The organism is Paenarthrobacter nicotinovorans (genome assembly GCF_007670255.1).
Classification (GTDB): Bacteria; Actinomycetota; Actinomycetes; order Actinomycetales; family Micrococcaceae; genus Arthrobacter; species Arthrobacter nicotinovorans_B.
The window spans coordinates 64306-76299 of the sequence record NZ_SZVS01000006.1 but is presented as its reverse complement, the minus strand read 5'-3'; the positions used below and the strand labels follow the sequence as shown (position 1 = coordinate 76299).

The 11994-nt window shown below is 63.0% G+C and carries 10 protein-coding genes; 4 read left to right on the top strand and 6 right to left on the bottom strand.

What is annotated here, in order from left to right; all coding sequences use genetic code 11:
- Positions 1-4: 4 nt before the first annotated feature.
- The 3 genes from FDP28_RS10920 (at position 5) to FDP28_RS10910 (ending at position 2936) form a co-directional block, all read left to right on the top strand.
- Entirely contained in the window at positions 5-964 is a 960-nt protein-coding gene (locus FDP28_RS10920; protein WP_144661463.1) for a carbohydrate kinase family protein, read from the top strand.
- Between the two features lie 31 nt (positions 965-995).
- Positions 996-2324, top strand: coding sequence for a NosD domain-containing protein (locus FDP28_RS10915; protein ID WP_144661462.1), 1329 nt, complete (start codon positions 996-998; stop codon positions 2322-2324).
- An 81-nt stretch (positions 2325-2405) separates the two neighbouring features.
- On the top strand, positions 2406-2936 hold the full coding sequence (locus FDP28_RS10910) for a GNAT family N-acetyltransferase (RefSeq protein WP_144661461.1): 531 nt from the start codon (positions 2406-2408) through the stop codon (positions 2934-2936).
- On the opposite strand, the gene FDP28_RS10905 is transcribed toward FDP28_RS10910, so the two are convergent.
- The gene (locus tag FDP28_RS10905; RefSeq protein WP_144661460.1) at positions 2933-5068 is read right to left on the bottom strand and encodes an amylo-alpha-1,6-glucosidase; all 2136 of its coding nucleotides are present in this window, start codon (positions 5066-5068) and stop codon (positions 2933-2935) included. The genes FDP28_RS10910 and FDP28_RS10905 overlap by 4 nt on opposite strands.
- Positions 5069-5109: 41 nt before the next feature.
- The gene (locus FDP28_RS10900) at positions 5110-6183 is read right to left on the bottom strand and encodes a glycosyltransferase family 4 protein (protein ID WP_144661459.1); all 1074 of its coding nucleotides are present in this window, start codon (positions 6181-6183) and stop codon (positions 5110-5112) included.
- Between the two features lie 128 nt (positions 6184-6311).
- Between FDP28_RS10900 and FDP28_RS10895 the strand changes: the two genes are divergently transcribed.
- Positions 6312-7010, top strand: a complete 699-nt coding sequence (locus FDP28_RS10895; protein WP_144661645.1) for a DsbA family oxidoreductase — start codon at positions 6312-6314, stop codon at positions 7008-7010.
- Positions 7011-7123: 113 nt separating this feature from the next.
- Here FDP28_RS10895 and arfA read toward each other — a convergent pair whose 3' ends face one another.
- The 4 genes from arfA to FDP28_RS10875 are packed head-to-tail and all read right to left on the bottom strand — an operon-like array spanning position 7124 to position 11930.
- Entirely contained in the window at positions 7124-8662 is a 1539-nt protein-coding gene (gene arfA, locus FDP28_RS10890; RefSeq protein WP_144661458.1) for an arabinosylfuranosidase ArfA, read from the bottom strand.
- A 50-nt stretch (positions 8663-8712) separates the two neighbouring features.
- Entirely contained in the window at positions 8713-9609 is an 897-nt protein-coding gene (locus tag FDP28_RS10885; protein WP_144661457.1) for a carbohydrate ABC transporter permease, read from the bottom strand.
- 2 nt (positions 9610-9611) lie between these two features.
- The gene (locus FDP28_RS10880; RefSeq protein ID WP_144661456.1) at positions 9612-10559 is read right to left on the bottom strand and encodes a carbohydrate ABC transporter permease; all 948 of its coding nucleotides are present in this window, start codon (positions 10557-10559) and stop codon (positions 9612-9614) included.
- A gap of 36 nt (positions 10560-10595) precedes the next feature.
- The gene (locus tag FDP28_RS10875; RefSeq protein WP_144661455.1) at positions 10596-11930 is read right to left on the bottom strand and encodes an extracellular solute-binding protein; all 1335 of its coding nucleotides are present in this window, start codon (positions 11928-11930) and stop codon (positions 10596-10598) included.
- Between the last annotated feature and the right edge of the window lie 64 nt (positions 11931-11994).

The following is an 11994-nucleotide window of genomic DNA, read 5'->3' as shown; positions in this document are numbered from 1 at the left end:
CGTCATGCAGATCATCCCAGAGCCGCTCATCGTTCAAGAGCCGGCATCGAATCAGGCGACAGAAGTCGTAGTTGTCGGTGAAGCCTTGGTGGATATCGTCGTCTCCTCGCGGGGAACCGTGGAGCACCCCGGAGGCTCGCCCGCGAACGTTGCCTACGGCCTCGGACGCCTCGGCGTGCCCACCGCATTGTTGACCTCGTTCGGAGACGACCCCCACGGGGCCGCCATCGAACGGCACTTGGCGAGTGCCGGCGTCGAACTCCTGGCCGGCACCCGCCCAGGCGTCAGAACCGCTACGGCAACCGCCACCCTGGCCTCGGACGGCTCGGCCCGCTATGACTTCGACATTCAGTGGGAGCTCCCCCGGGCGACCCCCACTACCCTGCCCAAGATCCTGCACACGGGCTCGATTGCCACGTTCCTGGAACCCGGCGCAGCAGCGGTGCGGGAGCTGCTTGCACAGGCACATCAGCGGTGCGTGGTCACCTACGATCCCAACATCCGGCCGGCCCTGGTTGGCAGCCATGCCCAAGCGAAAACCACTTTCGAGGAACTCATTCCCTTCACCGACGTGGTCAAACTCAGTGATGAGGATGCGCACTGGCTTTACCCGGGCCTGTCCCTCGAAGACACTTCACGGCGCATCCTGGACCTGGGGACCGGCCTTGTGGTGGTTACACGTGGCTCCGAGGGATCGATGCTCTCGACCCCCGCAGCACAGGTACTGGTTCCGTCCATCAAGTCCGCCGTGGCTGACACCATCGGCGCGGGCGACTCGTACATGTCCGCCCTGATCTACGGGCTTCTCCAGACCGGGGTTGACCGGCTCACGCCGGAGGCTTTGGAGTCGTTGGGCGGCAGGGCCACCAAGGCCGCAGCCATCACCGTGCGTCGCGCCGGAGCCAACCCGCCGACGTCGGACGAACTGCTGGCCGGACTGCCGGAACACCAGCCCGCCAACTGACCACCTCCAACACCCCAAGAGGATCCACACCATGTCCAGCAGCAACTACTACGACGTAACCACCTGGCCCATCGGCGACCCGTCCAAGGATATCGGCGAGGTCATCAACAGCATCATCGCCGACATCAAGGAACGCCAGCACGACACGGACGTGAACGACGGCGGCAAGCCGGGTGCCGTGATCTACTTGCCGCCGGGCGACTACCGCCTGCGAACGCAGGTGCTGATCGACATCAGTTTCCTCAGGATCCAGGGCTCAGGCCACGGCTTCACATCCTCGAGCATCAGGTTCAACGTTCCCGAGGACGAATGGCCCGATCTCCATGAGCTGTGGCCCGGTGGCAGCCGCGTGCTGGTTGATCTTCCTGCTGCTGACAGCGCGGACCCGGCCAGCGGGGCCGCCTTCCGGGTTGAGCGTGCCGGCAGCCCGCGGATCAGTTCGGTGGAGTTCGCCAACTTCTGCATCGACGGGCTGCATTTCACCGCGGACGGTTCGGAGCTGCCGGCGGAGAATACCTACGTCAATGGCAAGACCGGGATCCACATTGCCACCGCCAACGACTCCTTCCGGGTCAACGAGATGGGCTTCATCTACCTCGAACACGCCCTGACCATCCACAACGCCGATGCCCTCTCCATCCACAACAACTTCATCGCCGAATGTGGAAGCTGCATCGAGCTGCGCGGCTGGGGCCAGGCATCCAAGATCACGGACAACCTGATCGGCGCAGGTTTCAAGGGCCACTCGATCTACGCGGAGAACCATGGCGGACTCCTGGTAACGGCGAACAACGTCTTCCCACGGGGTGCCAGCAGCGTCCATTTCAGCGGGGTGACGCGCTCCAGCATCACCAACAACCGGCTGCATTCCTTCTATCCCGGCATGGTGGTCCTGGAGCGGAACAGCTCCGAGAATCTTGTGGCCACCAACCATTTCCTCCGCGACCACGAGCCTTGGACGCCGTTCCTCGGGATCGACAATGGGCAGGATGATCTCGACGGGGTCCTCAGCATCAGCGGCAACAACAATTCGGTGATCGGCAACCACTTTTCACAGATCATCGATTCGGAGCACATCCGTCCGGAGGGCGCGACGCCGGTCACCATCCGGCTGCGTGAAGGCACGGGCAATCTCGTGTCGAACAACCACGTGGTGGCCATGAACGTCCATGCCACCGCCAGCGACGACTGCTTCGAGGCCCAGGTGGATGCCCTGCTGACCACTGATGCCGCCAAGGAGCTGGCCGTGACAGCTGTCCTGGTGGACCCGGAATCAGCGCGGAACACTATCCTCGACTCCGGCCGGGACCCACAAATCATCGCAGACCGTGCCACAAACGCCATCCGCCCCACCCCCTAACGTGGAGTTTTCGTACAGCTAATGCCCTTAAGATGCGTTCTTAGGGGCATTACCTGTACAAAAACTCGCAAGGGGGGCCACGTGGCCGAGACCATCCGTACCGCAACAGCACACGACGCCGGGAAGCTGGCCGAGCTCGCGGCCGTCACCTTCCCGCTGGCGTGCCCTCCAGGCTCCTCACCGGCGGACATCCAGGCACACCTTGAAAAGACGCTGAGCGAAGCCAACTTTTCGGAGTACCTCGCCGACGCGAACATCACCATCATGGTGCTCGACGACGACGGGCAGCTCAACGGGTACACGATGCTGATCGCGAAGCCCACCGGGGACCCCGACGTCGCCTCCGTGCTTTCGGCGCTGCCCTCGACGGAGCTGAGCAAGTGCTACGTCCACCCCGACCACCACGGCAAGGGCGCGGCGTCGAGGCTGATCCACGCATCCTTGGCACTGGCCACGGACAAGGGCGCGGCGGGTGTGTGGCTCGGCGTGAACAGCCAGAACGCCAAGGCCATCCGCTTCTACGAGAAGAGCGGTTTCCAGCGCGTTGGTACCAAGTCGTTCACGCTCGGCAACACCGTTGAGCACGACTTCGTCATGGAGAACAGGCTCTAGCCAAACAGGTCCCCGGCCAGTGGCGGCCGCGGATCGTTGCGCAACTGGAGCCCCTCCGGCAGTCCTTCCACCGTCCCGGAAGTGCCCGCAGCCCGCACCGTGAGCCGTGAACTGCCCAGCAGCACGTTGTCTGCCGTGAACTCACCGAATGAAGCCGGGAGGATCGGCGCGAGATGCAGCACGTCGCGGGTGAAGTCGGGGTCGAACCGCAGCAGGATCCTGGCGAGTTGGACGGGAGCCGCAGCCGCCCACGCCTGCGGGGAACACGCCGTCGGATACGGGACCGGCTCCGAAAAGTCCCGCCGGTCAAAGCCGCAGAACAACTCGGGAAGCTGCCCGCCAAAGTGCTCGGCGGCGTCGAACAGTCCGCTGGCCACCCGGCTGGCTTCGTCCGTGAAGCCGTAGCGCATGAGACCGGTGGCCGCGAGCGCGGTGTCGTGGGGCCAGACCGAGCCGTTGTGGTAGCTAACGGGGTTGTAGGCGCCCATGTCGGAGCCGAGGGTGCGGATGCCCCAGCCGGTAAACATCTCCGGGGACATGAGCCGCTCTGCGACCTGCGCGGCCTTGTCCTCATCCACGATGCCCACCCACAGGCAATGCCCCATGTTGGAAGTGCACGAATCCACCGGCTGCTTGTCCTTGTCCAACGCCAGCGCGAAGTAGCCCTTGTCCGGCAGCCAGAACGTCTTGTTGAAGGCCTCCTTGAGTTCTTCGGCGCGGTCCGCGCAACGGCGTTCGACGGCGGTGTCCCCCGCCGCGCGTGCCAACAGGGACCGGCCCACGTAGGCCGCATAGGCGTAGGCCTGGACTTCGCAGAGCGCGATCGGGGCCTCGGCCATGCGCCCATCGGCGAAATTGATTCCGTCCCATGAGTCCTTCCAGCCCTGGTTCACCAGGCCGTGCTCGTTGGGCCGCTTGTATTCGATGAAGCCGTCGCCGTCGCGGTCTCCGTACTTCTCCATCCATTCGATGGCCCGGTCGGCGTGGGGCAGCAGGGACTCAATGATGTCTTCGCCGAGTCCCCAGCGGCTCAGTTCGCCGAGGGTGGAGACGAACAGCGGGGTGGCATCGGCTGTTCCGTAATAGGCCGTGCCGCCCAAGGAGAGTCCTGCGGTAATTCCCAGCCTGACCTCGTGCGGCATGCGCCCGGGTTCTTCTTCGGAGTCGTTGTCCACTTTGCTGCCCTGCAGCCCGGCCAAGGTTTGGAGGGTGCCCGCGGCCAGGCTCGGGTCCACCATGAGGGACATGTAGGAGGCCAGGAGCGAGTCCCGTCCGAACAGGGCCATGAACCAAGGCGCCCCGGCGGCGATGGCGGCACGGCCGGGGTGTTCGTCGTCGAAAATCCGCAGCGCCCCCAGGTCCCGTTGGCTTTGCTCCAGGACGTCGGTGACGTTCTGGTCAGTGACCGTGACGCGTGGAACGTGTTCCTCCCACTGCGTTTGGCGGCGGGCACCTGTGCTGTGCTGCAGGGGCGTTCCCACGGTGAAGCGGTCTTCCGGCGCCTCACCGTTGACCAAGGGCAAGGCGATGATGGTGGTGGACCAGTCCTCGCGGGCGGGAATGGTGACGTTGAAGGTCAACCCTTCACTGGTGACTTTTGCCCCTTGGGCCTGGAACATTACCCCGCGACGCTGGCCGCTGGAGTGCAGGGCATCGATGTGCAGGCCGTCTTCCTGTGCAGCCCGAATGGTCTCCTCCGCGGTTCCCACCCTGCCGCCTTTGACGTCGAAGAGGTCTGCGAGGTCGGCGTCGAGGAGCAGTTCGATGGTGCAGGTTGATGGCATGCCGGAGTAGTTGGTGATGGTGATGTCATCGCGCAGTCCAGAGCCGACACTGCGCTGGTGTCGGACAAGCAGCGGGCTCTCAAAGCGTCCGTCTTCGGTGCAGGCCCTGCCGACGTATTCGGCCTGGAAGGAAGCGGGGTTGCGGGCGACCAGGGGCTCCCGGGGTTCGCCGTTGATCCGCAGCACCCAGCGGGACACGATGCGCGTGTCCTGGTAGTAGGCGCCCTGCGAGCCACCTCCGTGGATGTCCCCCGCGTGCGCGGAGATGCAGAAGGACGAGCCCTCGACGACCGTCACTGCCCCCAGTTCGGAGGCTCCGGCTTCTGTGTCTGCGTTCCATGCGGTCATGTGCCGAGGCTCCTTCAGGGTTGGGGTTCGGGGCCGGCAGCCTAACGGGCCTGCCTTTGATTCTCTTGCACGTAGGCGCCGCCGTGAACCCCTTTGCTGCCGAATTGTTCAAGGATTCGTGAATACAGGTCCAGATGGTCAGCTGCCATGCGTCCGGCGCTGAAGTAGTCATCGACGGAACGCCGGCAGTCCGCCCGGCTCAACCGGGCAGCCGCGTCCACGAAACCGGCCAGGTGGTGAATTTCCCCCAGGAAGCCTGTCACTCCGTGCTTCACGATTTCCGGGGCGGCCCCCATGGGAGTAGCCACTACTGGCGTGCCGGTAGCCAGCGACTCGATCATGACCAGGCCGAACGGTTCGGGCCACTGGATGGGGTTGATCAGCGCGATGGCCCCGCCCATGAGCTCGTATTTCTCGGGGTCGGAGAGTTCTCCCAAAAACTCTTCCTGCGGCCCCAGCGCAGGCTCGACGACATCGCGGAAGAATTCCCGTTCATCTTTGGCGTGCATCTTGGCGGCGATCTTCAGGGGAACTCCGGCTTCACGGGCAATCGCCAGGGCTTCCATGAGGCCCTTGTCCGCGCACATCCGGCCTACAAAGCAAACGTAGCCGCCTTTGCCGCTTCCCACGGACACGGTGGACAGGTCCAGGCCGTGGTGGATAACGGCCGCTGCGTTGAGGTCCGGGAGCATCGACCTCTGGTCATGGGAGATCGCAATAATGGACGTGTCCCTCTGCATGGCGCGGTACAGCTCCGCCGATTGGGCGGTCAGTTGTCCGTGGATGGTGGTGACCACCGGTATGCCGGGAGGCCGGTGTGCGTAGAGCGGCCCCGCCAGCGTGTGGTCGTGGATGATATCCACCCCGTCCATACCGCGGTATGCCTTGATCACATGGCTCAGCTCGCTGAGACTGAGGCCAATTTCCTCCGGCTGGCTGGGACCGAAGCCGGGCATTTGGGGCACCGGGCACGTGCTGTCGGAGGCGGCGGCCAACAGGACTTCGTGCCCGGCATCCACCAGCCCCCGGGCCAGGCAGTCGACTACGCGCTCCGTTCCGCCATAGCGTTCCGGCGGGACGGTAAACCAGGGTCCAACAATGAGTCCGATGCGCATGCGGGCCTCCGCGCATTACCCCTCCAAGGTGGGCTGGCTTCACAACCCTCCTCAAGGCTATTCGCGCAGTGAGCAAAATAACAGCTTGTGTTTGGAATGCCTCAGTGCACTCCAAGGTTGACGAGACCATGAAGATTGAGATCTGGTCAGACGTCGCGTGCCCGTGGTGCTACATCGGCAAGCGCCGTTTTGAGACTGCCTTGGCACAGTTCCCGCACCGCGATTCAGTGGATGTTGAGTGGAAGAGCTACCAGTTGGATCCCTCCGTCCCCGAGCACTATGACGGCACGGAATTGGACTACCTGAGCAAGCGCAAGGGCATGGCTCCGGAGCAGGTCAAGCAGATGTTCGCCCACGTGACCGACACTGCCAAGGGTGAAGGCCTGGATTACCACTTCGACAAGGTGGTAGTGGCCAACAGCTTTACCGCCCACCGCCTCATCCACCTCGCTGCGACCCACGGCAAGCAGGATGCCGCGAAGGAACAGTTGCTCAGCGACCACTTTGAGCACGGCAAGGATATCGGCAACCAGACGTACCTGACGGAACTCGGCGCATCACTGGGCCTTCCTTCCGAGGAAGTGGAAGAACTCTTCAGCACCGACAAGTTCACCGAAGAGGTGAACCAGGACATCAACGAGGCCCGCGCCATCGGGGTGACCGGCGTTCCGTTCTTCGTCATTGACCGCAAATACGGCATTTCGGGCGCGCAGCCGGCCGAGCTCTTCTCCCAGGCCCTGAATCAGGCGTGGCAGGAAGCCAACCCGCTGATCCCGGTGGGCGCCTCCGACGCCGAGGCGTGCGGCCCCGACGGCTGCGCAGTATAGCCAGCCGGCCGCCGTCGTACTTTAACCCAAGTAGGGGACAGATAACGTCGCTATGAGCGTTCATAGCGACGTTATCTGTCCCCCAGTTGGGCGCCACGCGGTTGGGTGCGGGGCTAGGCTTTCGCGACCTCAAGCTCGACGACGGCCCACGACAATGCGGGCAGCGTCAGGCGTAGCTCCGAGCCAGTGGCCTTGACGTTCTCCAAAGGCTTCAAACCCACCCGGTCCTGCTGCTCCTGGCTGTTGATGGTGAAGCGGTCGCCGTCCTCGGGAATTTCCAGGACTTCGGCGCGCACAACCTGGCGGGCGTCGAAGCCGCGCAGGGCGGTTTCGACGTCGGCCGCCTCCTCCAGGCCGCGGTTCGCGAAGAACAAGGCAACCCGGCCCGTTTCCTCGTTCCACGTGGCACTGACATCCACCAGGTCGGTGTCCCCGAAACGGGCATTGGAGTACTTGTCCGAATCCACCGAGAGCCGCAGGATCTGGCCTTTGGCGAGTTCCGCCATCCGGGCGAACGGGTGGAAAATGGTCTGCTTCCACGCCGGGCCGTTTTCCTCCGAAAGGATCGGCGCGATCACGTTGACCAGCTGCGCCTGGTTGGCGATCTTGACCCTGTCGCCGTGCCGGAGCAACGAGTTGAGCAAGGTCCCCACCACCACGGCGTCCGTCACGTTGTAGTGATCCTCGATAACCCGCGGGTGCTCGCGCCACGGCCCCTTGACGATGTTGCGCAGCTGGTCCTCGGTGTCCCGGCCGCGCTGGTACCAGACGTTCCACTCGTCGAAGGACAGGTTGATGTGCTTCTTGTGCTTGCCCTTGGCCCGGACAGCGTCCGCTGTGGCAATGACCGACTCGATGAAGAAATCGGTGTCGACGGCGGAAGCCAGGAAGCTGCCGACGTCGCCTTCTTCTTCAAAGTAGTAGGCGTGGAGGGAAACGTAGTCGACCTCGTCATAGGTGTGCGTGAGGACAGTCTGCTCCCACTCGCCGAACGTGGGCATCGCGGATTTAGAGCTTCCGCAGGCCACGAGTTCAATGGACGGATCCACGTATCGCATGGCCTTGGCGGCTTCCTGGGCCAGGCGGCCGTATTCGTCGGCCGTCTTGTGCCCGATCTGCCACGGTCCGTCCATCTCGTTGCCGAGGCACCAGAGTTTGATGTCGAACGGGTCCTTGTGGCCGTTCTTGGCGCGCAGATCCGACCAGTAGGTGCCTGAAGGATGGTTGGAGTACTCCACGATGGCGCGGGCTTCTTCCACTCCCTTGGTGCCCAGGTTGATGGCTTCCATGATTTCGGTGCCGGCCTGCCTGGACCAGTCCACGAATTCATGCAGGCCAAAGGCGTTGGTCTCTACCGTGTGCCAGGCGCCGTCCAGACGGCGGGGCCTGTTTTCGCGCGGGCCGATTCCGTCTTCCCAGTTGTAGCCCGAGACGAAGTTGCCGCCGGGGTACCGGATGACGGTGGCACCGAGTTCCTTGACCAGCTTGAGGACATCCTGGCGGAAACCGTGCTCGTCCGCTTCGGGGTGCCCGGGCTCGTAGATTCCGGTGTAGACGCAGCGGCCCATGTGCTCCACGAAGGAGCCGAAGAGGCGGCGGGGTACTTCCCCAACCGTGAAGTCGCGGTCGAGGGTGATGCGTGCGCGGGACATGAATCTCCTTGGTTGTGTTCTGAAAACTGTTGGTAGGCGGTTGGTATCGGTCAGGTTCCGGCAAGGCCGGTGGTGGAGATGCCCTTGATGATCTGGCGCTGGAAGAACAGGAAGACGACGATCAGGGGCAGCGCGGCCAGCAGTGCCGACGCCATGTTCTGCGCATACTGCACGCCGTAGGCGCTCTTGATGGTTTGCAGACCCACGGGAAGGGTCAGCAGACCGTCGTCGTTGGTGGAGATGAACGGCCACAGGAAGTTGTTCCACGCGCCGATGAACACAAAGATCGCGACGGCGGCGAGGATCGGCCGGGACAACGGCAGGATGATCTGGAGGAAGATCCTGAGCCGGCTCGCCCCGTCCATGACTGCCGCTTCCTCGAGCTCATGCGGAATCTGGTCGAAGAACCTCTTGAGGACAAACACCATGGCAGGATGGATGACCTGCGGCAGCACGATGGCCCACGGCGTATCGATCATCTTGAACGCAAGCATCTGGTAGAAGAGCGGGATCATGAGCACCGGTGGCGGCACGATGATGCTGGCGATGATGGCCATCATCAGCACCTTCTTGCAATTGAACTCGATCCTGGACAGTGCGTAGGCAACCAAGGCGGAGATCACCAGGGTGATGAAGGTGATGGCCGCCGAGGTGTACAGCGAATTCCACGTCCACAGCGGGATGTTGCCGGCTTGGAACACGCTTGCGAAAGCATCGAACGTAAAGCCCGACGGCGGGATCCAGCTGACTTTCGACGCCGAGGCATCCGCTTCGGATTTGAAGGCGGTGACAGTCGCCCAGGCGAAGGGAACCAACCAGAGGACTGCGAGGACGGCAGCCACCACCACCGCTGCGATTTTGCCTACGGTCAGCTTCTTGCGTGGCTGACGCATGACCTGGCCGGGACCGGTACGTGGGATGGAACGGGTGAGGGTTGTATTTGCCATGGCTATGCGCTCCTGCGACGGGTGACGACGAACTGCAAGGCGGAAACCAGCACGATCAGTCCGAAGAAGATGTAGGAGATGGCTGCGGAGTATCCCAGCCGGTACCCGGTGAACCCGGTTTCGAAGATGTACTGGACCACCGGACGGGTGGATCCACCCGGGCCGCCGGAGGTCATCTGGTAGATCTGGTCAAAGACCTTCAGCGAAGCAAGGATCTGCAGAAGCACGATCATCACGGTGGTGGGCGTGAGCTGCGGCAGCGTGATGGAGAAGAACTGCCTCCACGCGCCGGCACCGTCCAGGGAGGCCGCTTCGTAGTGCTGGGCAGGGATGTTCTGCATGGCCGCCAGGTAGAGAAGGAAGTTGAACCCCACCGTCCACCAAAGCGTTGCGATCACGATGGACCACATGGCCACGTTGGGGTCGTTGAGCCAGCCGACCTTGGGGATGCCGAACTTGGACAGGAAATCGTTGATCAGGCCAAGCTGCGGGTTGTACATCCAGACGAAGAACAGGGAGACAACCGTGGATGCCAGGAGGAACGGGGCAAAGTAGGAAAGCCGCCAGAGCCACTGGGCCGGGAGGCCGATGTTCAACAGCGCGGCCATGACCAGTGCAACCAGCACCAGCGGCACCGTGCTGATCACCGTGAAGTAGAGCGTGTTGCCCAGGGAACGCCACATCCCGGCATCGGCAAAGGCCTCGGAGTAGTTGGAAAAACCAATGAGGGCGTCGTTGGCGCCGGTAAGGGACTTGCCCGTAAGGCTCATGTAGAACCCGTAGAAAATGGGCCAGACGAGGAACACCAGGAAGAAGACGAGGAACGGGGCTGCGAAGGCCCATCCGCTCACGTTGTCCCTGCTCCTGCGCAGGGAGGGACCGGTCTTGCTACCGGGTGCAGTTGTTGTCCGTGCTTGGCTGGTCTGCCGGGACACAGTAGAGGAACTCATGAATGACTCCTTTGTCGCTCGGTGTGCGGGTGCCGGTCAGACCGGGTTGGGCCGGGATAGAAGGTCGTTGGTGCGGCCTACGAAGCCGTCCCATCCGTCCTGTGCCTTGCTGCGTCCCAGCAGCACGTTCTGGATGAACTCGGCGAAGTAGTTCTGCCAGTCCGAGCCGGATCCGCTGAACCAGGCCTCGGGGTCGTAGGAAATGATCTCTGCGGCGTTGGCGTAATGGACCTGCGGGGTGAGTTCCTTGTAAGCCTGTGACTGCACCACGGGTTGGTACGCCGGGATATGGCCTGCCTCGGCCCACGACAACGAGCCTTTGAGGATGTCGCTGACAAACTTGTAGGCATCCCTGCGCTTTTCCTCGTCAACAGCGAGCTGCCGCGGAAGGACGAACGAATGCGAATCGGCGTAGGAAGCCGGCGTCCCGTACAGGGTGGGAATGGTGAGCGCGTCAACGGGCAGCTTTGCCTTTTTCATGGTGGGCAGTTCCCAGCCACCGCTGAAGAGCATGCCCGAGTCGCCACGGACGAACTCGGCGATGCCGGTGTTGATGTCGTTGCCTTTGGCCGCGATGGTGTCGTCAAAGAGCGACGCCATGAACTCCAGTGACTCTACGGCTGCGTCCCGGTTTGCCTGCATGGGTTGGCCCGGAGTCAGGACAATCTCGGCACCGTGCTGCTTGTAGAGCGTGTAGAACAGGCGCCACATCTGTGAGCCAAGGTTCAGGTAGCCGAAGGACAAACCATGGGATTTGGTGACCTTCTGCATCTCCAGGGCCACGGCCTTGAACTCCGCCGGCGAGCTCACGTCGCGCAGCTGGCCATTGCTTTCCAGCAATCCTGCCTTGCCCGCGATATCGGTGTTGTAGAACATGATGAAAGGGTGGGAATCCAGTGCCAGGGAGAACACTTTTCCGTTTTGTTGGCTCTTTTCCCAGATGCGCGGCGCAAAGTTCTCCGGGGTGATGCCGTTCTCCGCCAGCAGGCCCAGATCCCAGGGCTCAATGAGGCCACCGGGAGCATATCCGGGTACGCGGCTTGCGTGCATGATGGCCACTTCCGGCGGACGGCCGCCCGCCGATGCCATGGCGAGCTTGGTGTAGTACGGCGCACCCCAGGCCAACACCGTGGGATGGACCTTGAAGCCCGGATTCCCGTTGTTGGCGTTGGCGATCATGGCCTGCATCTTGGTGCCGTCTCCTCCGGAGAGGAGATGCCAGAAATTGATGGTCGGCGTGGATGCGGCTCCTGCTGCGCCGCCACAGCCTGTGAGGCCGGTGGCCAAGAGCCCGCCGCCAAGCAGCGCCGAGCCCGTCAAGAGCTGTCTCCGGGACATACTTCTCCCGGTCAATGATTCAAACTGCTTCACCCGTCACTCCTTTGGAAGGGTCCGCTGAAAGGAAACACACTGCTGCACTGAAGTCCGGCTCCGG

Coding starts and splice junctions, on each gene's coding strand:
- FDP28_RS10900 (WP_144661459.1), bottom strand. CDS start 6,183: ATGCGCATCGGACTCATTGTTGGACCCTGGTTTACCGTCCCGCCGGAA.
- FDP28_RS10895 (WP_144661645.1), top strand. CDS start 6,312: ATGAAGATTGAGATCTGGTCAGACGTCGCGTGCCCGTGGTGCTACATC.
- FDP28_RS10880 (WP_144661456.1), bottom strand. CDS start 10,559: ATGAGTTCCTCTACTGTGTCCCGGCAGACCAGCCAAGCACGGACAACA.
- FDP28_RS10915 (WP_144661462.1), top strand. CDS start 996: ATGTCCAGCAGCAACTACTACGACGTAACCACCTGGCCCATCGGCGAC.
- FDP28_RS10905 (WP_144661460.1), bottom strand. CDS start 5,068: ATGACCGCATGGAACGCAGACACAGAAGCCGGAGCCTCCGAACTGGGG.
- FDP28_RS10920 (WP_144661463.1), top strand. CDS start 5: ATGCAGATCATCCCAGAGCCGCTCATCGTTCAAGAGCCGGCATCGAAT.
- arfA (WP_144661458.1), bottom strand. CDS start 8,662: ATGTCCCGCGCACGCATCACCCTCGACCGCGACTTCACGGTTGGGGAA.
- FDP28_RS10885 (WP_144661457.1), bottom strand. CDS start 9,609: ATGGCAAATACAACCCTCACCCGTTCCATCCCACGTACCGGTCCCGGC.